Origin of the sequence: Anderseniella sp. Alg231-50 (genome assembly GCF_900149695.1) — a bacterium.
Taxonomy (GTDB): Bacteria; Pseudomonadota; Alphaproteobacteria; order Rhizobiales; family Aestuariivirgaceae; genus Anderseniella.
On the sequence record NZ_LT703003.1, the window covers coordinates 1151436 to 1176506 of the forward strand.

The following is a 25071-nucleotide window of genomic DNA, read 5'->3' on the forward strand; positions in this document are numbered from 1 at the left end:
GCGTCAACAATCAACAAACGCACTTAATGCTTGGTATCGAAACTTCGTGTGACGAAACTGCGGCATCTGTTGTCGCCCGCAAACCGGACGGTTCGGGTGAGATCGTGTCGAGTGTGGTGTTGTCCCAGACGGCGCTGCATGCGCCTTACGGTGGTGTTGTGCCTGAAATCGCCGCCCGTTCGCATCTGGCACATCTTGACCGGCTGGTTGAACAGGCGATGAGCGAGGCAGACTGCAGCTATGACGATCTGTCCGGCATTGCCGCGACAGCAGGGCCGGGCCTGATAGGCGGCGTGCTGACCGGCCTGATGACGGCAAAGGCGCTCGCCCTTGCGACCGGCAAGCCGTTTTACGGCATCAATCACCTGGAAGGCCACGCCCTGACGCCCGGCCTGACCGAAGGCCTGCGTCCACCTTACCTGATGCTGCTGGTTTCAGGGGGGCATACCCAGCTGGTGAGTGTCGACGATGTCGGGCAGTACACTCGCCTTGGAACCACCATAGATGACGCCCTTGGAGAGGCTTTCGACAAGACGGCAAAATTGCTCGACCTGGGATATCCCGGTGGCCCGGCAGTGGAGGCCGCTGCTGCTCACGGTAATCCACGGCGGTTCAAGTTTCCTGTGCCGATGAAGGGCCGGGACGACTGCAATTTTTCATTCTCCGGCCTCAAGACGGCTGTTCGCCAGGCAGCTACGTCGATACAACCGCTTGCTGCAGCAGATGTGGCGGATATCTGCGCTGCCTTTCAAGAGGCGGCCTGTGCAGCAGTGGCTGACCGTGTGCAGCGCGCGATGGTCCGGTTTGAGGAAATGCACGGCGGTTTGCAGCATCGCGTGCTGGTCGCATCCGGAGGTGTCGCAGCCAATCTGGCATTGCGCGAGTGCCTCGACCGCTGCTGCGCCGAGGCGCGTTTCAGCCTGAGCGTGCCGCCGGTTGACCTGTGTACCGACAATGCGGCGATGATCGCCTGGGCCGGGCTTGAGAATGCCGTCAGGCGGGATCCTGACGCGTTTGCACTGTCGGCGCGGGCGCGCTGGCCGCTGGATGCGGATGCCGAGCCGCAACCGTTCGCCGGGGTCAAGGCATGACAACAAAACAGTTTTCGACAGCATGGGTGATTGGTGCCGGTGCATGGGGGACCGCGCTGGCAACCATGTGCGTACGTGCCGGCCTGCAAACCACCTTGTGGTGCCGGTCCGCCGAACTGGCAGACGCCATTACCGCTGACCGGGAGAACAAGAATTACCTGCCGGGCCATCATTTGCCGGACGAATTGCTGGTTACAGCGGACTTGTCCGGCGTGACCGGCGGTGAACTGCTGATCCTTGCAACACCTGCACAAGCGACCCGCGAGGTTGTGGCAAAGCTGCGCAGGCACATCAGCGAACCAGCCCCGTTAATCGTCACGGCAAAGGGGCTTGAGCGCGACAGCAACAAGTTTCTGACAGACGTGGTCCAGGAGGGTTCCGGCCTGCAGCCATTCGTGTTGTCAGGTCCCAGCTTTGCCGCCGACGTCGTCGCCGGACTGCCGACGGCCATCACGCTGGCGGGTGAAGATACCCGCCAGACTTCGGCCATTGCCCATGCGCTCAGCACCCGGTCATTCAGGATCTATGTGTCCGCCGACATGAAGGGCGTGCAGATCGGCGGCGCAGTGAAGAACGTGCTGGCGATAGCGGTCGGTATCTGCGCCGGCAAGGGTCTCGGCGCATCCGCACAGGCGGCGTTGCTTGCGCGGTCATTTGCCGAATTGCGAAGGCTGGCGGAAGCGCTCGGTGCGCAATCTGAAACCCTGTTCGGCCTGTCAGGGCTAGGTGACCTGGTGCTGACGAGCTCAAGCACCCAGTCGCGTAATTTTTCACTTGGTGTCGAACTGGGCAAGGGTGTTGATCTTCAGACCATTCTTGCGTCGCGCACTGCGGTGTCGGAGGGCGTGCACACGGCAGGCGTCGTGTGCGCCATTGCTGCTGCCCACAATATTGAAATGCCGGTTTGTGAAGCCGTGGCGAGGATTGTATCCGGCAGCGCAAATGTGGATGATGAAATAATTCAACTCATGTCCCGTCCGTTGCGGGCCGAACACGACTAGAGCATGATCCACCTAAATTGGAGCATTTGATGGAGCCAAATCAGCTCATTCGGATAGGCGCAAAGTGCGGCGCGATGCTGTGCATCGGGCAAGCTTTGCAACAACGCCGATGGGCTGATCTGGCCCACCAAAGGCCGGTTTTTCACGCTCGCCGGATTGCGTTACGGTCCCCTTGTGGTCAACCAGACCACGGCGGGAACCGTGCCTTACCAGCAAACGCGAAAAATCGGTCAAATGTTTCAATTTAGGTGGTTCATGCTCTAGGGTCGCGACCCTGAGAATAATGTCTGACAAATGAAATGAGGGATCATGGCTTACTGGTTGTTCAAATCCGAACCGTTCAAATTTTCATGGGAGATGCTGAAGGCGGTAGGTGATGCGGGTGAAGAATGGGACGGTATCCGCAACTATCAGGCGCGCAACAACATGCGCGCCATGCAGTTGGGTGACCTGGGCTTTTTCTACCATTCCAACGAGGGCCTGAACGTCGTCGGCATTTGCGAAGTCTGTGCATTGATACATCCTGATTCCACCACCGACGACGAGCGCTGGGAGTGTGTGGATGTCAAGGCGGTCATGGACATGCCGAACCCGGTTTCCCTGGCTGATGTGAAGGCCAATCCCAAGCTTGAGAAAATGTCCCTGGTGACATCAATGCGGCTGTCGGTTCAGCCGGTTCTTCACGATGAATGGCTGGAGGTGTGCCGCATGGGCGGGTTGACGTCGCCACCGCTCAGCAAGTGACCGGTATTGCTCACCGGCACGATTTCATTGTCGCCAATACCAGACTGATGCCGGTGCCGCTGGTGCCGGAAATCGCCCTGCATGTCGCCCATGAGGCGGTGCCTTTATGGCACAAGACTGAAGAAGAACTGGGCGAGATGGGCCTGCCGCCGCCATTCTGGGCGTTTGCCTGGGCGGGAGGTCAGGCGCTTGCCCGCTATATTCTGGACAATCCTGAAACCGTGCATGGCAAGACGGTACTGGACCTTGCGTCGGGCTCGGGCCTGGTCGGTATTGCCGCCATGAAGGCGGGAGCTGCGAGCGTGACTGCGGCTGACATTGATGGTTTCGCACTGGCAGCAATCAGCATCAACGCTGCAGCCAACAAGGCTGCTGTCACATCGTGTGGTGATGACATGCTGGACGCATCGCCGCCGGATGTTGACGCCATTCTTGTCGGCGACCTGTTTTACGAGAAGTCCGTGGCCAGCAGGCTGGCGAGCTGGCTCGAAACGGCGACTGAACAGGGGGTTGATGTCCTGATCGGCGATCCGGGCAGGTCGTATCTGCCGCGAGACAGGCTGGTTTCCTGCGCGTCTTATGATGTGCCCGTCACCCGCGATCTCGAGGATGCGGAGATCAAGAACAGCAAGGTCTGGCGATTTGCCTGATACAAGGTCCCGCCTCCGGTTCATCTAGAACGGAAGACGCATTGCCCTCAAGCAATGTACTTCGCATAATGCAGAAAATTTCGCGCACGCATATGACTTGGTAGGGAGAACAGCGCTCATGTCCGGAAAAACATACAAGGTCCAGGCCGCCTGGAAAAAGAATGCCCTCGTTGACAATGACGGCTATCTGAAAATGTACAAGCAGTCGGTCAAGGACCCTGACAAGTTCTGGGGCAGGCACGGCAAGCGCATCGACTGGTTCAAGCCGTTCAAGAAGGTCAAGAACACCAGCTATACCGGCAACGTGTCGATCAAGTGGTTCGAGGATGGCGTCACCAATGTCTGCTATAACTGCGTTGACCGGCACCTGAAGAAGCGGGGCAACCAGACGGCTATCATCTGGGAAGGCGACAATCCGTTCGACGACAAGAAGATCACCTATAACGAGCTCTACGAGCAGGTCTGCCGGCTGTCCAACGTGATGAAGGCGAACGGCGTGAAAAAGGGTGACCGCGTCACCATTTACATGCCGATGATCCCGGAAGCAGCCTACGCCATGCTGGCCTGCGCACGTATCGGGGCCATTCATTCAATTGTGTTTGCCGGGTTTTCGCCGGATGCGCTGGCCGGCAGAATTGTCGACTGCAAGTCGACGTTTGTAATTACTGCGGATGAGGGCCTGCGCGGCGGCAAGCCGGTCCCGCTGAAAGCCAACACTGACAAGGCCATCGAGATTGCCACCAAGGGCGGCGTCAAGGTCAAAAAAGTGCTGGTGGTACGCCGCACAGGCGGCCAGATCGGCTGGGTTGAAGGCCGCGATGTCTGGTATCATTCGGCCGTGGTGGCGGCCAAGCCTGTTTGCCCGCCAGAAAAAATGAAGGCGGAAGACCCGCTGTTCATTCTCTATACGTCAGGTTCTACCGGCCAGCCCAAGGGTGTCTTGCATACGACCGGGGGTTATCTCGTGTGGGCCTCGATGACCCACGAGTATGTCTTCGATTACCACAAGGATGACGTCTACTGGTGCACCGCCGATATCGGCTGGGTTACCGGACACAGCTATGTTGTCTACGGGCCGCTGGCCAATGGTGCGATTTCGCTGATGTTTGAAGGTGTGCCGACCTATCCCGACGCCGGCCGGTTCTGGGATATCTGCGACAAGCACAAGGTCAATATCTTTTATACCGCGCCAACCGCAATTCGGGCGCTCATGGGGGCAGGCGACGATTTTGTAAACCGGGCATCGCTGAAAGACCTGCGGCTGCTCGGCTCGGTAGGAGAACCGATAAACCCGGAAGCATGGGAATGGTACTATAACGCCGTCGGCAAGAAGAAATGCCCGATCGTGGATACCTGGTGGCAAACTGAAACCGGCGGCATCATGATTACGCCGCTGGCGGGCGCAACCAATCTGAAGCCGGGCTCGGCCACACGGCCGTTCTTCGGCGTGCAGCCGCAACTGGTCGACAATGAGGGCGGTGTTCTGGACGGGGTGACGGACGGCAATCTGTGCCTGACCGATTCATGGCCCGGCCAGATGCGCACCATCTATGGCGATCACAAACGCTTCATTCAAACCTATTTCTCCACCTACAAGGGCAAGTACTTCACTGGTGACGGATGCCGGCGCGACAAGGACGGTTACTACTGGATCACCGGTCGTGTGGATGACGTGATCAACGTGTCCGGACACCGTATGGGCACGGCGGAAGTCGAATCGGCACTGGTTGCCCATGACGCGGTTTCGGAAGCCGCAGTGGTTGGTTACCCGCACGATATCAAGGGGCAGGGCATCTACTGCTACGTAACCCTGATGGCGGGACAGGCACCGTCGGATGACCTGAAAAAACAGTTGGTCGGTCACGTACGTTCGGAAATCGGGCCAATCGCATCACCCGACAAGATTCAGTTTTCACCCGGATTGCCGAAGACCAGGTCCGGCAAGATCATGCGGCGAATTCTGCGCAAGATTGCCGAGGATGATTTCTCAAGCCTGGGCGACACGTCCACGCTGGCGGAACCTGCAGTGGTGGATGATCTGATCGAGAACCGGCAGAATCGCACATAACCGGCGTGAAAAGCAGAAGTGGCAGTCATCGGGTGTCGTCCACCCGATGATGGCCAGCTGGCCTGCGTCAATTCCGTTCACGTTCTGGTGAACTGCCGACTGTTGATTTGCATGGCAAATTCAAGGATATTACGCGGCGAGAAGTTGAGGAGTTTTTCTCACATGTATCGAGGCCTTCTATCCCGCATGCTGGTTGCTGCGCTGCTCATAGCAGTGATTGCAAAGCCGTGCCTGGGGCTTCTGGTCGATACGGTACATGCATCCGATATTTCGATAGCTGTGTCGGATGACAATGCAGTCAGCGAGAACAGCGAATCTGCGTGCACGGACATATGCCTGAGTGCGCGTGTTGAAGAAAACGACGCGTTTGTGTTGCCCGCCAGCACTTTCGCGTCCGACGGTGACGACTGGGCCGGACTCAAGGCGCAACTGGTCATCTCGCTGCCGTATCTGTCACACCAGGTTACAACGGATTTCTCATCCCAACTTGTAGCTCCCAATGTGCGCGAGCGATTGGCAGTTCTAAGCCGTTTTTTGCTTTGAAAACTGCTGCTTGACCCTTTGTCACGCCACTCTCGAACTTGTAGAGTGGTCTTCAATCGAATCACTGTTCATCTGAACATGCAAACAGGAGACCATGAAAATGGATCGCCGCACATTCATATCAAGCCTGGCAGCCCTTGCTGCCACCACTACCGGCGCACTTGCTGAAAGCCGGACACATTTCAATTTCAACAACAATGGCGGGCGCCGCAGCAGCACGGGCGGGAGTTTCTTCAGCCGCGCAAGGTATCGCGGCAAACAGACCGTCAGTTACAGGACAACTGAAAAACCGGGCACGATCATTGTCAGCACGCGCAAACGCAAGCTGTACTTCGTGCTCGCCGACAACAAGGCCATAGAGTATGGCGTGGGCGTTGGCCGCCAGGGCTTCACATGGACCGGTGCCGCGCGTATTGCACGCAAGGCTGAGTGGCCGGCCTGGCATCCGCCGAAAGAAATGATCGAGCGTGAAAAGAAGAAATACGGCCGTACCTTGCCGGCGCGCATGGAAGGCGGACCAAACAATCCGCTTGGTGCACGGGCCTTGTACCTGTTCCAGGGCGGCAGGGACACGCTGTACCGGATTCACGGTACCAACGCACCAGCCAGCATTGGAACCGCGCAGTCTTCCGGATGTATTCGCATGCTGAACGAAGAGGTCATTGATCTGCACAAGCGGGTCAAAATCGGCGCCAAGGTAATCGTCAGCTGACTGACCGGTTATCAGGTCCCATGGCCGGTTGAAGACATCGAGAAGGCAGCCCTTGAACAGGGCTGCCTTTGTGCTTTGATGTCATGACACGTAGTCGGCATGAGATCTGGTTGCTGTACAAGGTTCGAAGCGGGATGCGCATCTTGTGTTCAGTGAACACGTTGCTTGGCCTGTTGCTGGGCAACATGGTTTCGGTGAAGCCAAGCGGTTGCCGTAACATGTTGAACGCATTCCAATTTCTTGTTTATGCATGTCTTCGATCGCAAAACCGCACATAGCTTTGCGAGACATGCCATAGCTGAGGCGCTGTTTCATGACTTCCTCTGAACTGGAGTTCTGGTTTGATTTTGCCAGTCCGTATGCGTATCTGTCGGCCGGGCGGCTTGAAGACTGGATGAATTCGGCCGGTATCAAGGTTCGCTGGATGCCGTTCCTGCTTGGCCCTGTTTTTCAGAAACACGGCTGGTCGACATCGCCGTTCAACCTGTATCCGCTCAAGGGCAAGTACATGTGGCGCGATGTCGAGCGACTGTGCAAACGCCATAATCTCTGTTTCAACCGGCCGGACGAGTTTCCGCAGCATAGCCTGCTTGCCACCAGGGTGGCGATGGTCGGGCGTGACGAGGACTGGCTGCCGGCATTCTGCAGGCGGGTTTTTCACAAGGAATTCGGTCTCGGCCAGGACATTTCCGACAGGCAAACCGTTCTCAATGTGCTCGAAGGACTTGTCGACAATCCCGCCTACTGGGTGAAGCGCGCCGTGACGGTCAAGAACAAGAAGGCGCTTGTCGAGCGCGGTGTGGAAGCCGAACGCAAGGGCATTTTCGGAGCGCCTACATTCATTACTCCCGATGGTGAATTGTTCTGGGGTGACGACAGGCTGGAACAGGCGATCGAGTGGATCCTGAGGCGGCGGTAATGCCGGCCCGGACTAGTTGGCCGCTGCCTTGAGGGCGTCGCGCTCGGATTTCTTCAGTCTCTGCGAGGCTGACTTGAGCTGGCCGCAGGCGGCAAGAATATCACGCCCGCGCGGTGTGCGCACGGGGCTGGCATAACCGGCCTTGAGCACGATACGCGCGAACACTTCAATCTGTTCCCAGTCCGAGCACTCATAGTCGGTCCCGGGCCATGGATTGAACGGTATCAGATTGACCTTGGCTGGGATGCCTTTCAGCAGCTGAACCAGCCGGCGGGCATCTTCCGCGGTGTCGTTGACCCCCTTGATCATCACATACTCGAATGTAATGCGCCTGGCATTGGACAGGCCGGGATAGTTGCGGCAGGCGTCCAGCAGCTGGCTGATCGGATATTTCTTGTTGAGCGGCACCAGTTCATTGCGGATCTGATCCGTCGTGCCGTGCAGCGAAATGGCCAGCATGGTGCCGATCTCGTCTCCGGCGCGGACGATTTCCGGCACCACTCCCGACGTGGACAGGGTAATCCTGCGCTTGGAAACGGAAAGTCCCTCGCCGTGGGAAATCACGTCCACCGCGTCCCGTACATTGTCGAAATTGTACAAGGGTTCACCCATGCCCATGAGAACCACATTGGTAATGAAACGGCCGCTGGCAGGCGCATTCTCTGCATCTTCAATCAGGTGCGGCCATTCTCCGAGACGGTCGCGGGCCACCAGTATCTGCCCGGCGATCTCGCCCGCCGTCAGGTTCCTGACCAGCGTCTGGGTGCCGGTATGGCAAAACGTGCAGGTAAGCGTGCAGCCGACCTGGCTGGAAATACACAAGGTCCCGCGGTCTTCCTCGGGGATGTAAACCGTTTCAATCTCGTGCCGGCGGCCCAGGTCATCGGCAGGTAGCCGCAACAGCCATTTCCGGGTGCCGTCGCTGGATATCTGCTCGGTGACAATCTCGAGCCGTGAAATGTCGAACATATGCGCCAGGTCGCTGCGCAACTCTTTTGAAATGCTCGTCATGTCGGCAAATTCACTGGCGCCACGGACATAGAGCCAGTTCCACAACTGGGACGCCCGCATGCGCAGCTGCTTCTCCGGGATGGCGGTTTCCGACAGTGCCTGCAGCAGATCGTGCTGGGTCAGACCAATGAGCGGTTTGCGGGCGGGCAGCCCCATGACAGGCGTGCCGTCAGCGGCAGCGTTTGTTGCGCGATGATCTATGTCCAGCGATATACTCATGGCGCGGGTCAATAGCACATACCGATGACGGGCGCGAGACCCTGCAGCGGGTTTCACGTAAGCGGCGATTGCTGTGCCAGCGCCTTACAACAATACGGGTTCAGGTGAACCCATAAAACAGGTCCGGCGCTTTGACAGCAACCAGCCTATTTGCAGATGCTGTCGATCTTGCCCATGGCAGCGGTAATGCCGGACAGGGAATAGCGGTCGGTGGTTTTGGTGCCGCGCGACGAAGTGCCGGTCACCACCATGGATTTGCCAGCCTTCATGGCTGCCACAATCTTGCGGTCAACCGATCCGGATTCTGCCCAGGCTCCGTCACCGTTTGTGAACAGTGTCAGCTCGTTGCCGTCAATGTCGACCTTGGCCATGCTGCCGGACTTGAACTTGTACCCGATGATGGTCGAAACCTCGGATCTGACCTTGTCCTTGGGGCGATGCTGGACCAGGAAGAAGACCTTGTCGCGCCGGACATTCTTCGGTTCTGAGTCCTTGGGCTGCGAGACGACATAGCAAACCTGGCCGCCGCCGGCCTTGTAGGAGTAAGCCGACCAGTCATTGAACTCTTCAATGAACTTCGGATCCTCGGCGAGTGCCGGACTTAACATAAGGCCGCACATGGCACCGGAAATAGCCAGCATAGTGGAATTTTTAAAAAAACTGCTCTGCAACATGTTTACCTTCATGGATTCGAAATGCCTCGTCGTCCGTTCTCGCAGCTTGACGAACTGCGCACAACCTGCCGTAACCTAAATGCAAAATTTGGAAATTTCCAGCACTGACCGTCAATGACTTCACAACTGCTTGGCAAATTGGACAGTAATTTGGCAGCTGGCATCCGGCAATGAAATTGTAATGTAACCGAACTCGACGAAACCACTATGAGAGAGACCCGATGAAAGCTGTTCTGTGTACGCAATTTGGAGGCCCGGAAACCCTTGAAGTGGCCGATATCGAAAGCCCCGTTGCCGGACCCGGAGAAGTTGTTGTTGCCGTCAGGGCTGCGGGACTGAACTTTTTCGATACGCTGATCATTCAGAACAAGTACCAGTTCAAACCCGACCTGCCGTTCTCTCCGGGAGCCGAGATTGCCGGTGAGGTGAAATCCCTCGGCGATGGTGTTGAGGGCCTTAAGGTCGGCGACCGGGTCATGGCCTATTCGGTGTGGGGTGGAGTGCGGGCTGAGATCGCGATCTCACAGGAAGCCGTTATTCCGATGCCGGACGCGCTTGATTTCGTTACCGCCGCTGGTCTCATCGTTACTTACGGTACCTCGCTGCACGCACTGAAGGACCGTGCCGACATGCAGCCGGGCGAGACACTTGCCGTGCTGGGCGCATCAGGTGGTGTCGGGCAGGCGGCGGTTGAGATCGGCAAGGCCATGGGCGCAAGGGTGATCGCGTGTGCCTCGTCCGACGACAAGCTTGAATTCTGCCGCGGGCTCGGTGCGGACGAGACGCTGAATTACTCGGATGAAGACCTGAAAGTCCGCCTGAAGGAATTGACCGGCGGCAGCGGCGTCGACGTGATCTATGATCCCGTCGGAGCAGAGCTGGCCGAACCTGCCCTGCGGGCAATTGGCTGGAAGGGCCGGTTCCTGGTGGTGGGCTTTGCCGGTGGCGGTATTCCAAAAATTCCGCTGAACCTCGCCTTGTTGAAGGGTTGCCAGATTGTCGGCGTCTTCTGGGGCGATCACCTGGTACGCGAGCCTGACCGGCACCGGGCAAACATGTCGCAACTCCTGGACTGGGTCGTGGACGGAAAAATCAAGCCGCACATTCACAAGGTCTATCCGCTTGAGGAAACCAGTGATGCCCTAATGGCGATCGCCCGGCGCGAAGTGCGCGGCAAGGTGATCGTGACGCCGTAAGATTACGGTTATGAGGCTCATGAAGGCAGGTCTGCGCAGCGTGACCAGCCTCTAGACAACCTGTTTCAGCCAATCTGCAAAGGCCTCCACATCCGGGTTGGAGGCGGCGTCGGAAGGATAGGCCAGATAGTAACCGAAGTCGGAAAGCTCGACGTCGGACAAGCGGTGAAGTCGGCCGGCCTCGATTTCGGTTTCCACCAGCGCGTCATTGAGCGCCACGCCCTGGCCGTCGATCACCGCCTGTACCCGGACATTGGGATCCGGGATGATCAGGGTGTCGGTGCGGCGCATATAAGCCAGGCCGGCGGCCTCGAACCACTGTGACCAGGCGGTGCTGTCTTCCCGGTCACGCAGCAGCGTGTAGTTTTCAAACGCGGCCTCCAGACCCAGTTCGCGGACCTGGCTGAGTGCATCGGCATCTCCGCACGGCCAGGCCGGACAGGTAAACAGTTTCTCGATCCTGACGTCGCTCCAGGCGCCGTTGCCCCAGCGGATGGCAAGGTCCACGCCTTCTGCCTTGAGGTTATGCAGATCAATCATCGGCTGCACGCGCAAACGGATGTCGGGATGCGCGCGCATGAAGTCCATCAGCCGGGGAGACAGCCAGCGCGACGCGAAGTAGGTCGTTACGCCAATGGTCAATGTGCGTGACTTCGACAGCTGCAGTTCGCTGATTTTTTTCTCCACGCCTTCAAACGCCGACTGCGTTGCCGCCAGTAGATCGCGGCCTTTTGGTGTGAGCGAGATGCCGCGCGGCAGGCGCTTGAACAGGTCAAACCCCAACACTGCTTCCAGTTGCCTGATCTGGTGGCTGACGGCTCCCTTGGTCAAGTGCAGTTCTTCTGCAGCGGAAGAAAAGCTGCCGTGTTCTGCCACGATGTTGAAGACGCGCAGGTTGTCGAAATGCCGGAACCTCATTGCCAACGTATAATTCTGTTAGCCGCTCAGTGCAAAACTATTCGATTTTCAGATGGATTTTCCGGAGAGAAACTGTCAATCGGCGTTGTTTGACTGGTTGATGCTCGATTTTGGGATCAGCCTGGTTGGACGCAGATATGGCCAGGCCGGGCGAACAGGATGAAACGAAATCGGAGATACCAATGACTGAAGAACTCAGCCGCACGTCTGCTCTTGCATCACGTCATACTGCCCTTGGCTCGGGTCTCGAGGATTGGAACGGCATGGGGACCGCGTGGACCTACAACACAGACCCGAATGACGAGCACGATGCGGTGCGCGAACGCGCCGGCATGTTCGACATGTCGCCGCTGAAAAAGGTCATGGTTTCCGGCGCCGATGCGGCGGTGGTCCTGGACCATCTTACCACCCGTGACATGAGCCGCGTCGGAGAAGGCGAGGCGGCCTATCTGTCGGTGCTTACTGATGCCGGCACCATGGCCGACGATGCAATCGTCTACAACAACGGTGGCGGTGAATGGATGATTGTGCACGGCTCCGGCGATACGATGAGCCTGCTGGAAGCTTCGGCGGCCGGTAAATCCGTCACCGTGCAGTTTACCGATGACCTGCATGACCTGTCGGTGCAGGGTCCCGGTGCGTTGCGAATTCTGGATGCCCACTGCAGTGCCGGGCTGGAAAGTCTGGCTTACTTCCAACACATTGCAACAGATCTGTTTGATCATCCGTGCCGCATTTCGCGCACCGGGTATTCCGGTGAGCGGGGTTATGAAATTTTTGCCGATGCAGCCGTCATCGGCGACATCTGGGACCGGTTGGCTGAAGCCGGTGTGATGCCGTGTTCCTTTACGGCCCTGGACAAGGTTCGCATTGAGGCGGGACTATTGTTTTACGGGTATGACATGACCACCGATCACACGCCTTACGAAGTGGGTCTGGGCTTCACCGTCAGCAAGTCAAAAACCGGATACCGGGGATGTGAAGCGCTGGCTGGCGCCAAGGGCGGCGAGAAAGTCAACAATGTCTGCCTGGTGATCGATCATGATGACATGGTCAATGGAGGCGAGGAGCTGACTGCGGATGGCTCGGTGGCCGGCGTCGTCAACAGCCCGTGCTTTTCGCACCGGCTGGACAAGTCACTGGCCCTGGCCCACGTCGCGCCGGGCGCTGCACAGCCCGGTACGAAGCTGGGCGTGGCGGGCGGTGATATCGACACGACCGCAACCGTGGTTGCCATGCCGATCTACGACCCTGAAAAGCAGCGGACCCATCAAGGCTGATTACGCTATTCGCTGGTTTTTGCTTCGGCGCGCAGTTTTTCAACCGTTTCCCTGGCGCGTTCAAGGTGGGCGTCGGTTACGTGTGAGCGGATCAGGCCGAAAGCCGTCAGCAGTACCGTCATGTCATCGGTAAACCCGAAGCCCAGAATGAAATCGGGAACCACATCGAACGGCATCACGAAATAGGCCAGTGCGGCCAGCAGCATGGCCTTGGTGCGAAACGGGGTGGCGGGGTCAAACGCGGCATAGTAGGCGGCCACGACCTGATCTGCCAGCGGCACGCGGGCAAGATTGCGTTTCAGCTTGGACCAGAAGCCCTTGCGAACGGTTTCTTCATTGCGATCATATGTGCCCGGCATGAGGATATCATCGCCCTCAATGTCCGGATATTGCTGTTGTTCAGTCACGATCCACTCCCCCGGTGTTGAAACTAGAGCAACATGGGTTCAATTGAACCCATAAAGTTGCTCTAGCACTTTGAAAGCGATCAGTTTTATGGTTTTTGATTGTTTCAATCAAAAAATCATACTGATCTAGGTGCTGACTTGCATATGGAAACTGCCAGGTCAGGTTACAAGATATCGCGGCAGGCTGCGTAATTGAGGAAGGAAGCGGAATGAATATTGTTGAGGGCATGGCGGCCGTTGTAACAGGCGGCGCATCGGGCCTTGGTGAGGCAACTGCAAGGGCGCTGGCTGCCGCAGGCGCCAGGGTCTCGGTATTCGATATGAACGCCGAACGCGGTGAACAGGTTGCCTCCGACATTGCCGGGGTTTTCGTGAAGGCGGATGTGACATCCGACGACAATGTTGCCGCCGGCCTTGAAGAAGCCCGCGCCGCCCATGGCCAGGAACGGGTGCTGGTCAATTGTGCCGGTATTGCCATTGGAGAGAAAACTGCGGCCATCGACAAGAAGACCGGCGAAGCGAGGTTTCACGCGCTGGCCAGCTTCCAGAAAACCATTGCCGTGAATCTCATCGGCACTTTCAACATGATTTCCAAATGTGCCGCCGGCATGATCGCCAGCGAACCGGTAACAGATGACGGCGGGCGCGGGGTGATTATCAACACGGCCTCAATTGCCGGTACCGACGGTCAGATCGGGCAGGTTGCCTATGCGGCTTCCAAGGGCGGTGTCATCGGTCTGACACTGCCGGTTGCGCGCGATCTGATGCGGGACGGAGTGCGGTGCTGCACCATCATGCCCGGCCTGTTCCACACACCGATGGTTGCCGGATTGCCGGAAGAGGTGCGCGCAGCCCTTGCCGCCAATGTGCCGTTTCCGGCGCGGCTGGGAGACGCGTCAGAGTACGCAAAGCTGGCCCTGGCCATCGTCGACAATGACATGCTGAACGGTGAGTGTATCAGGCTCGACGGCGCACTGCGCATGGCGCCGCGCTAGATTGGTCTGATGATCTATCTGCCTGTGATGTAAATCACGCCCATGATGACGATAACGGCCACAAACTGCAGCAGTACACGGGCCCGCATCAGTTTTTGCGACGTGTTGCTGTCACCCCCGCGCATCATGTTGAGCAGCCCGAGACCGAGAACAACGGCAACTGCAAATACGGAAATCGGAACCAGATAATCGACGAACGACATGATGCCTCTCGGGCTTGCTCCCGCCGCACTGGTTTGTGCATCCGGAGCGCCAGATTGAAGGGACAAACCCTTGGTTTACGATGACCTGAGAGCCAGTTTTTCCTGCCAGCGGTCAGGTAGAAGCCGGCGGGCCAGCGCCGCCATCCTGGTCGTATAGGTAACATGATAATGCGGTTTGGGGTTGGCGCTTTCCGTCGCATGTATCAGGCAATCCAGGACCGCGTCAGGACCGAGCCGGTATTGCGGCAGCAATCCGTTTCCTGTGCTTTTCCGCGACTCTTCGGGCGTTTCCAGCGGGGCCGGTTCAGCACCTGCTGTGGCTTCCAGTTCCGCAATGCGTTTTGCATAGAGCGCATGATGGCGTGAACCGGCCGTATCGACTTTGTCGCGCAGGGCATTGAGGGCATGCAGCGTGAAGCGCGAGCGTATCGGACCGGGCAGAATGGAGCTGACCTTGATACCGGAACCGTGCAGTTCGAGCCGGAGTGTGTCGGTGAGACCCTCCAGCGCGAACTTCGAAGCATTGTAGGCGCCCCGATAAGGCGCGGCGATGATACCGAGCACCGAGGAACACTGCACGATACGCCCTGAACCGCGGTCCCGCATGGCCGGGATCAGGCGGGTTGTCAGGTCATGCCAGCCAAAGAAGTTTGCCTCGAACTGTTCACGCAGAACTCCGACACTGAGGTCTTCAACCAGACCCGGCTGCCCGTAGGCACCGTTGTTGAACACTGCGTCGAGCTTGCCGTCGGCAAGCTTCAGCGCCTGTTGCGCGCAGGCTGCGATTGAAGAGGCATCAGTGTAGTCGAGCTGAAGCACTTCGAGGCCCTTCGTCTTGAGCATTGCGATGTCATCGGGCTTGCGTGCGGTGGCAATCACCCGCCAGCCGCGCTGCTGCATGCCGATCGCACAGGTGTAGCCGATGCCGGACGAACATCCGGTGATGAGGATGGTACGCGCCGTCATGTGAGATCAGTTACCCTGTTCCAGCAGGCGGCGGGCAATGACCTGGGCCTGGATCTCGCCGGCGCCTTCAAAGATGTTGAGAATCCGGGCATCGCACAGCACGCGGCTGATCTGATATTCCAGGGCGAAGCCGTTGCCACCGTGGATTTGCAGTGCATTGTCGGCGCAAGTCCAGGCAACGCGCGCGCCCAGCAGCTTGGCCATGCCGGCTTCCACGTCACAGCGGCGGTCAGCGTCCTTTTCGCGGGCCGAGAAATATGACAACTGCCGGGCTGCCATGATTTCCGCTGCCATCAGGGCCAGTTTGTCGGCAATGCGCGGGAAAGACACGATGGGTTTGGCGAACTGCACCCGGTCAGTGGCATACTGCAGGCCCAGGTCAAGTGCGTTCTGGGCAACGCCGATGGCGCGTGCGGCGGTCTGGATGCGGGCGGATTCAAAGGTCTGCATGAGCTGCTTGAAGCCCTGGCCTTCCTCGCCCCCGAGCAGGTTCTCTGCCTTGACCTCAAAGTCTTCAAAGCGGATCTCATACTCCTTCATGCCGCGGTATCCGAGCACTTCGATTTCACCGCCGGACATGCCGTCTGCCGGAAACGGGTCGGCGTCATCACCGCGCGGTTTCTCGGCCAGCAGCATGGACAAACCCTTGTAGCCCGGTTCATCCGGATTGGTGCGGACCAGCAATGTCATGACGTCGGCACGGACCGGATGGGTAATCCAGGTCTTGTTGCCGGTCACCTTGTAGACATCGCCGTCCTTCACCGCGCGGGTGCGCAGTGAGGCCAGGTCGGACCCGGTGTTGGGTTCGGTGAAGACCGCGGTCGGCAGGACCTCGCCGGACGCAATGGCGGGCAGCCACTTTTCCTTCTGGGCGTCAGTACCACCGGCGATAATCAGTTCGGCGGCTATTTCGGGCCTGGTGCCCAGCGAGCCGATGGCTATCCAGCCACGCGACAGTTCTTCGGACACCACGCACATGGATTCCTTGCCCAGACCCATGCCGCCGAATTCTTCCGGCAACGTGAGGGCAAACACGCCAAGATCCGCCAGCTTGGCGATGATCTCAAGCGGCACATACTCGTTGTTGCAGTGCCAGTCGTGGGCATGCGGTGCGACGTTTTCTTCGATGAAGCGGTTCATCTGCGAGCGCATTTCATCAAGCATGCCGTCGAGACCGCAGTCTCCCGTGGTCAGGTTGGCGCGACTGTCGATCATCAGTTCGACCAGACGCGCACGGCTGGCGGGCGCGGACCCGGAGTGCAGCAGGTCACCGCACGGTCCATCCTGCAATTTTGCCACAGCAGTTGCCGCAATGCCCAGTTCATGCAGACGGATGAATTCCTGCCCGTTCATCGGGATTCCGCCGGCGATGTGATTGAGATATTCGCCGAACACGACCTGGGCAATCAGCTGTTCAAGTTCCGTGAGGCGTCCCTCGCCTGCAAGCGCATCGTGCCAGGTGCAGATGTTTCGCAAGGTTTCGGCATATGTTGCCAGCCAGGCAAGACCGTGCACGGCATGCTGTTCCAGTTCGACCGCGGCAGACGACACCCGTCCGTCGGCCACCACGCGCTCAACCAGGTTGGCGCGCGCATGCGCGAACAGTGTGTCCACTTCCTTGACGGCTGAAGTCATCATGTCGCCCAGACCTGGCAGGACGGCGGATGCGGGGCGGATGTCTTCAGCTAGGCTCATTGGGTATCCTCTGGAGCTGCCGGTTCGAACGGCGACTAATTGATGCGGCGTGTTTTCTGCGACAGTATAGCGGTGAATTGCTGCGGTGCAATATAACCAGAGTTACGACTTTCGGGTGGCCAGCATGACCGCACCTGCGCACACAACCATGCCGGCGATCTGGACGGGAAGCAGGCGCTCGTCAAACATCAGCCAGGCAATGACCGCCGTCACACCCGGCACCAGGTAGAACAGGGTCGTGACCCGCGAAATCTCGCCATGCCGGATCATGATGTACAGCATCGAAATAGCCCCGATCGACAGAACGAAAACGAGCCACACCATGGCGAAGATCACCGGCCCGTTCCAGGTGATCAGATAGCTTTCGGTGGCCAGTGCGCCGATGCCGGTGACAATGGCGGCGCCGGTAAACTGCCAGGCGTTGCCGGTCCGCATGTCGACATTGGTCATAAACCGTTTCTGGTAGATCGATCCAAAGGTGATCGACAGCATGGCCAGGACATTTGCGCCCAGTGTAAGGGGGGTAATGCCGGCGGCGTCGAGAGTGAACTTGGGCCAGACCACCAGGGCCACACCAGCCAGCCCGATAAACAGTCCGGTCCAGTGGCGCGCGGTGATACGTTCAGACAGCATGAGGCCCGCCAGTATGGCCGTCATCAGCGGCTGCAGGCCGACGATAAGCGCCGAAACGCCCGCCGGCATGCCTTTCCAGATCGACCAGAATACAAAACCCAGGTAACCGCCATGGATCAGCGCGCCGGTTATCAGGCACTGCACCGTGGTGCGTCTGTCCGGCCAGGATGCCCGCATGACCAGTGCGACCACAGCCAGCAGCACAGCAACAATGGCAAACCGGATCGACAGGAAGCTCAGCGGTTCGGCATAGGGCGCTGACAGCCTGGAGCCGATAAAACCTGTGGCCCAGAACATCACAAAGACGGCGGGTATCAGGCCGAGCCATTTGGGCGCGGCGCCGATGGTGCCTTGGGCATTGTCCTGGCTGGGGGATGTCATGAGGGTCTGATGAGTCTGCCGCGTTCAGGTTGCTGTCTTCGTTGGGTAGCCTGTTTGGCTGGGTAAACGCAAAGTTTTTCAGTCCGTACACTTGTCTTGTGCATTTCACATTCCATCTACCAATAGAAGGCAGACATTTCCCGTTCGGTACGAAAGGCACGCTTACATGTTCGACACGCAGAAACTTCTTGATCAGTTCCTGGGCTCAAACACCCAGACCCAAAACGGAGACGCCCCGGCCCGTTCCGGCGGTGGCGGTATCCCCGACAGCTTCAAGGGGTTTGGCGGCGGACTGGCTGCCGGTGGACTGGCAGGATTGCTGCTTGGAACCAAGAAGGGCCGCAAAATGGCCGGCAAGGCAGCCAAAATCGGCGGTGTGGCCGTTCTCGGCGGGCTTGCCTACAAGGCTTACAATGACTGGCAATCGTCCAAGGCGGGCGGTCCTGCCGGCGGCCCGTCGTCGGCCGGTCCGGCACCGCATGCGCCGATGAAGGACATAACACCGGAAGCTGAAGGCACGGCCTTCCTTCCCGCACCCGAAGAAGAACGCAATGCGCTGGGCGTGAAGATCATCCAGGCGATGATCGCGGCGGCGAAAGCCGACGGGCACATTGACGCGGAAGAGCAGCAACGCATTTTCGGCAAGTTTGACGAGGCCGGCCTCGGCATGGAGGAAAAGGCTTTTCTGATGGACGAGTTGCGCAAGCCTCTAGACATAGACGCCATTGTCGCGCTGGCCGACAACACCGAACAGGCGGTTGAAGTCTATGCGGCGTCCTGCCTGGCGATTGATCCGGACGACCCCGCCGAACAGGCCTACCTTGCAATGCTGTCTGCCCGCCTCAAGCTCGCGCCGGAGCTCAAGGGGAACATTGAAGCAGAAGTTGCAAAACTGCCGGCCTGAACAGGAATTGATGTGGGCGTTGAAACGCCCACATCCCATTCAGCTACTGTTTTTACCAGGGGCTTGAGAACCTAGCTGCCGCACGCTTCGAGAACGTCTTCAAAGGTGCGCAGGCCGGTGGTCGGCGCATTGACCAGCACTGCCATGTTTCCGGGCAAATGCTTGTTCTCGCGCATGCGCATGTGGCCCTTGGGGATGTCGTTCCAGTCATAGACTTCTGACATGCACGGATCGATCCGGCGGTTAATGACCAGCCGGTTGGCCTGGCTCGCCTGCATGAGGTGGGCAAAATGCGATCCCTGAATGCGCTTTTGATGCATCCAGACATAGCGTGCGTCCATGGTAATATTATAGCCGGTCGTGCCGGCGCAGAATACGACCATGCCGCCGCGCTTGCAGACCAGTGTCGAGACCGGGAAGGTTGCCTCACCGGGGTGCTCAAACACCATGTCGACATTGTTGCCCTTGCCGGTGATGTCCCAGATCGCCTTGCCGAATTCGCGCGCCGACTTGGCCCATGCATTGTATTCGGGTGTGCCGACGGTCGGCAGCTGGCCCCAGCAGTCGAACTTCTTTCGGTTGATGACGCCTTTCGCACCGAGACCCAGGACGAAATCGGTTTTGTCGTCTTCGGAGATGACGCCAATGGCATTGGCGCCGGAGGTGGCGATCAACTGCACGGCCATCGATCCGAGGCCGCCGGATGCACCCCACACCAGCACGTTCTGACCTGGTTTGAGGGTATGCGGGCGGTGGCCGAACAACATGCGGTAGGCAGTGGCCAGGGTAAGCGTGTAGCAGGCACCTTCTTCCCATGTAAGATGCTGCGGCCGCGGCATGAGCTGGCGGGCCTGGGCCCGGCAGAACTGTGCAAACGAGCCATCAGGTGTTTCATATCCCCAGATGCGCTGCGAAGTAGAGAACATGGGATCGCCGCCATTACACTCTTCATCATCGCCGGCGTCCTGGTTGCAGTGAATGACCACCTCGTCGCCAACTTTCCAGCGGGTCACTTTGCGGCCAACGGCCCAGACGATGCCCGACGCATCGGATCCGGCAATGTGGTAAGGGTTCTTGTGGCCGTCGATTGGTGACAGCGGTATGCCAAGCGAAGCCCACACACCGTTGTAATTAACACCTGCGGCCATCACCAGCACCAGCACTTCGTCGGAATCAATTTCCCATGTGGGCACCACTTCGACCTGCATGGCGGTATCAGGTTCACCGTGGCGTTCCTGCCGAATGGTCCAGGCGTACATTTCCTTGGGAACATGACCGAGCGGCGGAATCTCTCCGATCTCATAGAGGTCCTTGCGCGCAGCTCCGGAATTTGCGGCCGGTTCTGCCGTTTCGCGTATTGCTGATACAGCCATAATTGATCTCCTGCATAAATTTCCGGCATAGCATCGGGTAGATAATGCTGCATTGCAACAAAGAATTTGTCTAATTAAAGTTTTCCATAATCCGTTTACCAGTTGGCAACCTCGATGGCCTATTATCTCTGTTCCATATCTGAATTGACGAAATCAGGCAGCGAGCATGAATGACTTTCTGAGCCTCTTTGGCGTTTACATTCACTGGAATTCGTACTTGCCGTTCACAAGTGGCGATCTTGGCACGACACCGTTGCTGATCGTGTGCGCAATGTGCCTGGTAGGGACTACCATCATCAATTCATATCTAAAATTCAGTTCTCTTTTCAATACGATAATGAACTTTGCCGGACTCTTTGCCGGTGCCTATGTCGCCAATGTCTTTGCGCGCAGTTATCATATTCCGGGTATTGACTCCATGGTGATGATTGCCGTGGCGGCCAATATCGGCATGGCCGTGGCCGCGCTGATGCTGCTGTTTTACTACCGTAATTCCACCGGCTAGGCATTGTTCCCGATTTTGCGCGAATATTGCTGGTGACGGCAGGCGTCTGTCCCTACTAATCTCAAAGTCTGGTTGCGCTGCAATAAACTTCATGCTTCGATTATCGGCAATTGCCTGATTAAGTGCAGTGCTGCGAGCGTTGCGTTTTTCAATGCAAGCCCATGAGATAACGAGCAACCGGATCAGCAGTTCGATGAGTGACCAGACAAAGCGTGATCGCCCGTGGATTTTCCGCACCTATGCCGGGCATTCCACAGCCAAAGCCAGCAATGAACTTTACCGTCGCAACCTCGACAAGGGCCAGACCGGCTTGTCGGTGGCTTTCGATCTGCCGACCCAGACCGGTTATGACAGCGATCACCTGCTGGCGCGGGGCGAGGTTGGCAAGGTCGGTGTGCCGGTTTCGCACATTGGCGACATGCGGACGCTGTTCCAGGACATCCCGCTGGAGCGGATGAACACGTCGATGACGATCAATGCAACGGCCGCCTGGCTGCTGGCGCTTTACGTTGCGGTTGCTGAAGAGCAGGGTGCATCGCGTGCCAGTCTCACAGGCACCACGCAGAACGATATCATCAAGGAATATCTGTCGCGCGGCACTTATGTGTTTCCGCCGCAGCCGTCCATGCGATTGATAACGGATACAATCACCTGGTCGCGCATTGAATGCCCCAAGTGGAATCCGATGAATGTGTGTTCCTACCACCTGCAGGAAGCAGGCGCCACGCCGGCGCAGGAGCTGGCCTTTGCGCTGGCAACCGCCATTGCCGTTCTGGATGGCGTGAAAGCGTCCGGACAGGTGCCGCATGACGATTTTCCGATGATCGTGGGCCGCATCAGCTTTTTCGTGAACGCCGGCATCAAATTCATCACCGAACTGTCGAAAATGCGGGCATTTACCGAATTGTGGGACGACATCTGCCGAACCCGCTACGGCGTCGAGGACGAAAAACTGCGCCGGTTCCGCTATGGCGTTCAGGTCAATTCGCTCGGGCTGACGGAACAGCAGCCGGAAAACAACGTCTATCGCATCCTGATCGAGATGCTGGCAGTGGTGCTGTCAAAGAACGCGCGTGCCCGGGCCGTGCAATTGCCGGCATGGAACGAGGCGCTCGGACTGCCGCGGGCATGGGACCAGCAATGGTCGCTGCGCATGCAGCAGATCATGGCGTTCGAAACCGACCTGCTTGAAAACGGTGACATCTTTGACGGTTCGGAAGTTATCGGTGCCAAGGTTGACGCCCTGAAGTCGGCGGCCCTGCAAGAACTGGCGGTTATCGAGAAGATGGGCGGCGCGGTGGCGGCCGTTGACAGCGGCTACATGAAGGCCGAACTGGTCAAGTCCAACTCTGCACGCATCAAGGCGATCGAGGAGGGCCGCGAAACCGTTGTAGGGGTCAACGCCTATGAGAGCAGCGAGCCGTCCCCTTTGTCCGGCGGCGATGGCGACAGTATCCTGACGGTGCCGGAGCACGTTGAACAGGAACAGATCGACCGCCTTAAAAAATGGCGCAAGGAGCGTGACGCTGCGGCTGTTGAGACCGCCCTTTCCGATCTGAAAGAAGCTGCGCGCAACGGCAGCAACATTATGAATCCCTCTATTGCCTGCGCGAAAACCGGCGTGACAACCGGCGAATGGGGGCAGACCCTGCGCGATGTGTTCGGCGAGTACCGGGCACCCACCGGTGTCGGCACGGTTGTCACCCTGGCGGCACCGGAGAATTCTGAAACCGTGCGCGAACAGGTTGCAGCCCTGTCAGAGCGGCTGGGTGTCCCGGTCAAGTTCCTGGTCGGCAAGCCCGGTCTGGACGGGCACTCCAACGGAGCGGAACAGATTGCGGTGCGGGCCGGTGAAGTGGGCATGGAGGTCATCTATGAAGGCATTCGCCTGACCCCGGAAGAGATCGTGTCGGCGGCCATCGAACAGCAGGTACATGTGGTTGGCCTGTCCATCCTGTCCGGCAGCCATGTGCCGCTGGTGCGCGACGTGATGAACCGGATGCGCTCTGCGGGCATGGACAAGGTGCCGGTGGTTGTGGGCGGTATTATTCCGGAAGAAGACGCCAATGTGTTGAAACAGATGGGCGTTGCCAAGGTCTACACGCCGAAGGATTTCCGCATGACCGGCATGATGGGTGAGATCGTGAAAGAGATCGATGGCCGTCTTGATGATGCTGCAGCATAGGCCGAGATGATCCCTGATCCTGAGGAGTGAGTGATGGAAGTGGTCCTGCGACAGGCATGCAAAGAGGACCTTCCGGCTATCGTGGCGCTGCTGGCTGACGATGGTCTCGGTAATGGCCGCGAGGATGCCCGGATGCCGCTGGACGAAGCTTACGTTTCCGCGTTTGAGGCGCTGGACGGAGACCCGAACCAGTTTCTTGTGGTGGCCCAGGAAGGCGAAGTCATTGCCGCGACCATGCAGCTCACCTTCATAGCCGGTGTCAGCCGCAAGGGAGCCTGGCGCTGCCAGATCGAGGCGGTGCGTGTCGCGGCATCGCATCGCGGCAGTGGACTGGGGCAACGCATGTTCGAGTTTGCCATCCAGGAAAGCCGGTCACGCGGCTGCAGCCTGGTGCAACTGACGACCGACAAGACCCGCGAAGATGCGCATCGGTTTTACGACCGTCTGGGATTTGTCGCCAGCCATATCGGCTACAAGCTGAAGCTGTAACCGGATCGCGATCATCTACCGGCTCCTGCGCAGTACCAGCATGTGGGCGTCCGGCTCACCGTCGGGGATCGTGGCCTTGACCTGGTTGCTCAGCACCTCAGCCGGCAGAGTATCAATCAATGCATCGAACTGGTCGCGCGCCCAGACCGGGTTTGCAATGACACAGGCCATCAGGCCGTTTGCTGCCAGGTGAGCGAACAGGTTTTGAAATCCCGCGGCACCGACATGCCCGGTGGTGAAGGTGCCGGCGCTGACAATGGCGGTGTACGGGCTGTGCGGCAGGTCGAACGACCTGTTCAGGTCAGCCTCGATCAAAGTTCGGTAAAGCGCTTTGGATCTTGCGATCTTAAGCATGTCCGGAGACAGGTCCACGCCGTCAATCTGGTCAAAGCCGTGAATCTTCAACCGGGCCGCAACCGCACCGGTGCCGCAGCCGGCATCGAGAACCCGGGCGCCTGGAATGTCTGCGGTATGTTCACACAGCAGATCAGCAATCGTGTCGGTGCCGGTGACCTTGAGCGTGGAGAACACATCACGATCATAGCTGATCGCCCATTCGGCATAAACCGAACGTGCATCGTCACTGCCGGTGATTGCCCGGGCGCGCCGCAGATTGCGGCGGGCTTTTTCGCTATCGCCGTTCATACAGGTTGAGCCATGAGTCTTCGCCAGACGATGTTTCGTAATTGACACCGGCCTGACGTGTGACCAGGCGGACAGCGCGGGATGTCTCAAGGCGATCCAGTTCGCGCTCGAAACCGGCATCGACCCAGACACCGGTGTTGATCGAAAACGCAAACAGCCCGCCCGGCCGGATAGTGCGAAACAGTTCTGCAAGGCATGAAGGGCCGACATGGCCGTGAGTGAAAGTGCCGGTACACACAGCCGCGCCATAGGTGGCGTCAGTGATGTCGAGTGGTTTGGTAAGATCACCCTCAAGCAAGCTGCCATATATGCCGCGTTGTGCTGCCACTGCCAGCATGTCTGCTGAATAGTCGATGGCATCGATGGCGGTGAAACCGAGGCTCGCCAGTTCCAGTCCGGCGAGGCCGGTTCCGGCGCCCACATCCAGCACCGGTATGGTCTTGTTCGACACATGATCGGCCAGCAGCCGGCTCACCAGGCGAGGAGACAGATACCCCAACCCGTCCAGCATGGTCTTGTCGTAGGTTTCCGCCCAGTCGCGATAAAGGTCGTGGGTATCTGCATCAGTTGACAGCTTGTAGGCCCGCTCGAGCAACTCGGCGGACTTGCTGTCGACATTCGGCGGTATTCTGCTGGAGCTTGCCATGCACTCAGTGTATCCAAT

The 25071-nt window shown here is 58.4% G+C and carries 26 protein-coding genes and 1 pseudogene; 15 read left to right on the top strand and 12 right to left on the bottom strand.

Going from position 1 to position 25071, the window contains the following annotated elements; translation table 11 throughout:
- The first annotated feature begins 26 nt into the window (after nucleotides 1-26).
- From tsaD to DHN55_RS05480, 8 genes are all read left to right on the top strand, one after another.
- On the top strand, nucleotides 27-1091 hold the full coding sequence (gene tsaD / locus DHN55_RS05440; RefSeq protein ID WP_108880332.1) for a tRNA (adenosine(37)-N6)-threonylcarbamoyltransferase complex transferase subunit TsaD: 1065 nt from the start codon (nucleotides 27-29) through the stop codon (nucleotides 1089-1091).
- Nucleotides 1088-2092, top strand: a complete 1005-nt coding sequence (locus tag DHN55_RS05445) for an NAD(P)H-dependent glycerol-3-phosphate dehydrogenase (protein ID WP_108880333.1) — start codon at nucleotides 1088-1090, stop codon at nucleotides 2090-2092. Before tsaD ends, DHN55_RS05445 begins: the two co-directional genes overlap by 4 nt.
- Before the next feature lie 309 nt (nucleotides 2093-2401).
- Complete coding sequence (locus DHN55_RS05455; RefSeq protein WP_337659949.1) at nucleotides 2402-2836, top strand: EVE domain-containing protein; 435 nt, start codon at nucleotides 2402-2404, stop codon at nucleotides 2834-2836.
- Nucleotides 2782-3486 carry a class I SAM-dependent methyltransferase gene (locus tag DHN55_RS05460; RefSeq protein ID WP_108880336.1) on the top strand — a complete coding sequence of 235 codons (705 nt, stop codon included), beginning with the start codon at nucleotides 2782-2784 and terminating at the stop codon, nucleotides 3484-3486. Before DHN55_RS05455 ends, DHN55_RS05460 begins: the two co-directional genes overlap by 55 nt.
- A gap of 118 nt (nucleotides 3487-3604) precedes the next feature.
- Nucleotides 3605-5554, top strand: a complete 1950-nt coding sequence (gene acs / locus DHN55_RS05465; RefSeq protein ID WP_108880337.1) for an acetate--CoA ligase — start codon at nucleotides 3605-3607, stop codon at nucleotides 5552-5554.
- Nucleotides 5555-5716: 162 nt separating this feature from the next.
- A complete protein-coding gene (locus tag DHN55_RS05470) occupies nucleotides 5717-6097 on the top strand; it encodes a hypothetical protein (RefSeq protein ID WP_337659950.1) in 381 nt (126 codons plus the stop codon).
- Between the two features lie 100 nt (nucleotides 6098-6197).
- Complete coding sequence (locus DHN55_RS05475) at nucleotides 6198-6809, top strand: L,D-transpeptidase (RefSeq protein WP_337659951.1); 612 nt, start codon at nucleotides 6198-6200, stop codon at nucleotides 6807-6809.
- A 313-nt stretch (nucleotides 6810-7122) separates the two neighbouring features.
- Nucleotides 7123-7728 carry a DsbA family protein gene (locus DHN55_RS05480; protein ID WP_108880340.1) on the top strand — a complete coding sequence of 202 codons (606 nt, stop codon included), beginning with the start codon at nucleotides 7123-7125 and terminating at the stop codon, nucleotides 7726-7728.
- A gap of 12 nt (nucleotides 7729-7740) precedes the next feature.
- On the opposite strand, the gene rlmN is transcribed toward DHN55_RS05480, so the two are convergent.
- Together rlmN and DHN55_RS05490 are read right to left on the bottom strand one after the other, a co-directional pair.
- Nucleotides 7741-8958: a 23S rRNA (adenine(2503)-C(2))-methyltransferase RlmN gene (gene rlmN, locus DHN55_RS05485; RefSeq protein WP_108880341.1), complete on the bottom strand. Its 1218-nt coding sequence runs from the start codon at nucleotides 8956-8958 to the stop codon at nucleotides 7741-7743.
- Nucleotides 8959-9104: 146 nt separating this feature from the next.
- On the bottom strand, nucleotides 9105-9566 hold the full coding sequence (locus DHN55_RS05490) for an invasion associated locus B family protein (RefSeq protein ID WP_337659952.1): 462 nt from the start codon (nucleotides 9564-9566) through the stop codon (nucleotides 9105-9107).
- A 287-nt stretch (nucleotides 9567-9853) separates the two neighbouring features.
- Here DHN55_RS05490 and DHN55_RS05495 point away from each other — a divergent pair, with 287 nt between their 5' ends.
- Nucleotides 9854-10828: a zinc-binding dehydrogenase gene (locus DHN55_RS05495; protein ID WP_108880343.1), complete on the top strand. Its 975-nt coding sequence runs from the start codon at nucleotides 9854-9856 to the stop codon at nucleotides 10826-10828.
- Between the two features lie 51 nt (nucleotides 10829-10879).
- Here the strand turns inward: DHN55_RS05495 and DHN55_RS05500 are convergent, their stop codons facing one another.
- Nucleotides 10880-11746: a LysR substrate-binding domain-containing protein gene (locus tag DHN55_RS05500; RefSeq protein WP_108880344.1), complete on the bottom strand. Its 867-nt coding sequence runs from the start codon at nucleotides 11744-11746 to the stop codon at nucleotides 10880-10882.
- A gap of 182 nt (nucleotides 11747-11928) precedes the next feature.
- Here DHN55_RS05500 and DHN55_RS05505 point away from each other — a divergent pair, with 182 nt between their 5' ends.
- Nucleotides 11929-13026 carry a glycine cleavage T C-terminal barrel domain-containing protein gene (locus DHN55_RS05505; protein WP_108881723.1) on the top strand — a complete coding sequence of 366 codons (1098 nt, stop codon included), beginning with the start codon at nucleotides 11929-11931 and terminating at the stop codon, nucleotides 13024-13026.
- 5 nt (nucleotides 13027-13031) lie between these two features.
- On the opposite strand, the gene DHN55_RS05510 is transcribed toward DHN55_RS05505, so the two are convergent.
- Nucleotides 13032-13433, bottom strand: a complete 402-nt coding sequence (locus DHN55_RS05510) for a YkvA family protein (protein ID WP_337659953.1) — start codon at nucleotides 13431-13433, stop codon at nucleotides 13032-13034.
- A gap of 209 nt (nucleotides 13434-13642) precedes the next feature.
- Here DHN55_RS05510 and DHN55_RS05515 point away from each other — a divergent pair, with 209 nt between their 5' ends.
- Complete coding sequence (locus tag DHN55_RS05515; RefSeq protein WP_108880345.1) at nucleotides 13643-14428, top strand: SDR family NAD(P)-dependent oxidoreductase; 786 nt, start codon at nucleotides 13643-13645, stop codon at nucleotides 14426-14428.
- Between the two features lie 14 nt (nucleotides 14429-14442).
- Here DHN55_RS05515 and DHN55_RS05520 read toward each other — a convergent pair whose 3' ends face one another.
- The 5 genes and pseudogenes from DHN55_RS05520 to DHN55_RS22585 all read right to left on the bottom strand — a co-directional run.
- Nucleotides 14443-14631: a twin transmembrane helix small protein gene (locus tag DHN55_RS05520; RefSeq protein ID WP_108880346.1), complete on the bottom strand. Its 189-nt coding sequence runs from the start codon at nucleotides 14629-14631 to the stop codon at nucleotides 14443-14445.
- Nucleotides 14632-14706: 75 nt separating this feature from the next.
- Nucleotides 14707-15597, bottom strand: coding sequence for an SDR family NAD(P)-dependent oxidoreductase (locus DHN55_RS05525; RefSeq protein WP_108880347.1), 891 nt, complete (start codon nucleotides 15595-15597; stop codon nucleotides 14707-14709).
- 6 nt (nucleotides 15598-15603) lie between these two features.
- Nucleotides 15604-17292: an acyl-CoA dehydrogenase family protein gene (locus tag DHN55_RS05530; protein WP_443111085.1), complete on the bottom strand. Its 1689-nt coding sequence runs from the start codon at nucleotides 17290-17292 to the stop codon at nucleotides 15604-15606.
- A 102-nt stretch (nucleotides 17293-17394) separates the two neighbouring features.
- Nucleotides 17395-17784 (bottom strand): DMT family transporter, encoded by a 390-nt coding sequence (locus DHN55_RS22580; protein ID WP_443111124.1) that lies wholly within the window; start codon nucleotides 17782-17784, stop codon nucleotides 17395-17397.
- 78 nt (nucleotides 17785-17862) lie between these two features.
- Nucleotides 17863-18306, bottom strand: a pseudogene (locus DHN55_RS22585) (DMT family transporter); the annotation flags it as partial.
- Between the two features lie 166 nt (nucleotides 18307-18472).
- Between DHN55_RS22585 and DHN55_RS05540 the strand changes: the two are divergent.
- Nucleotides 18473-19210: a DUF533 domain-containing protein gene (locus tag DHN55_RS05540; protein WP_108880349.1), complete on the top strand. Its 738-nt coding sequence runs from the start codon at nucleotides 18473-18475 to the stop codon at nucleotides 19208-19210.
- A 71-nt stretch (nucleotides 19211-19281) separates the two neighbouring features.
- Here DHN55_RS05540 and ccrA read toward each other — a convergent pair whose 3' ends face one another.
- Nucleotides 19282-20583, bottom strand: coding sequence for a crotonyl-CoA carboxylase/reductase (gene ccrA / locus DHN55_RS05545; RefSeq protein ID WP_108880350.1), 1302 nt, complete (start codon nucleotides 20581-20583; stop codon nucleotides 19282-19284).
- A gap of 166 nt (nucleotides 20584-20749) precedes the next feature.
- Here ccrA and DHN55_RS05550 point away from each other — a divergent pair, with 166 nt between their 5' ends.
- The 3 genes from DHN55_RS05550 to DHN55_RS05560 all read left to right on the top strand — a co-directional run bounded on the left by DHN55_RS05550 (nucleotide 20750) and on the right by DHN55_RS05560 (nucleotide 23762).
- On the top strand, nucleotides 20750-21088 hold the full coding sequence (locus tag DHN55_RS05550; RefSeq protein ID WP_108880351.1) for a hypothetical protein: 339 nt from the start codon (nucleotides 20750-20752) through the stop codon (nucleotides 21086-21088).
- Nucleotides 21089-21281: 193 nt separating this feature from the next.
- Entirely contained in the window at nucleotides 21282-23273 is a 1992-nt protein-coding gene (locus tag DHN55_RS05555; RefSeq protein ID WP_337659954.1) for a protein meaA, read from the top strand.
- 33 nt (nucleotides 23274-23306) lie between these two features.
- Nucleotides 23307-23762, top strand: coding sequence for a GNAT family N-acetyltransferase (locus DHN55_RS05560; RefSeq protein WP_108880352.1), 456 nt, complete (start codon nucleotides 23307-23309; stop codon nucleotides 23760-23762).
- 15 nt (nucleotides 23763-23777) lie between these two features.
- On the opposite strand, the gene DHN55_RS05565 is transcribed toward DHN55_RS05560, so the two are convergent.
- Together DHN55_RS05565 and DHN55_RS05570 are read right to left on the bottom strand one after the other, a co-directional pair.
- On the bottom strand, nucleotides 23778-24407 hold the full coding sequence (locus DHN55_RS05565) for a class I SAM-dependent DNA methyltransferase (protein ID WP_337659955.1): 630 nt from the start codon (nucleotides 24405-24407) through the stop codon (nucleotides 23778-23780).
- Nucleotides 24394-25053: a class I SAM-dependent DNA methyltransferase gene (locus tag DHN55_RS05570; protein WP_337659956.1), complete on the bottom strand. Its 660-nt coding sequence runs from the start codon at nucleotides 25051-25053 to the stop codon at nucleotides 24394-24396. The genes DHN55_RS05565 and DHN55_RS05570 overlap by 14 nt, the downstream gene beginning before the upstream one ends.
- Between the last annotated feature and the right edge of the window lie 18 nt (nucleotides 25054-25071).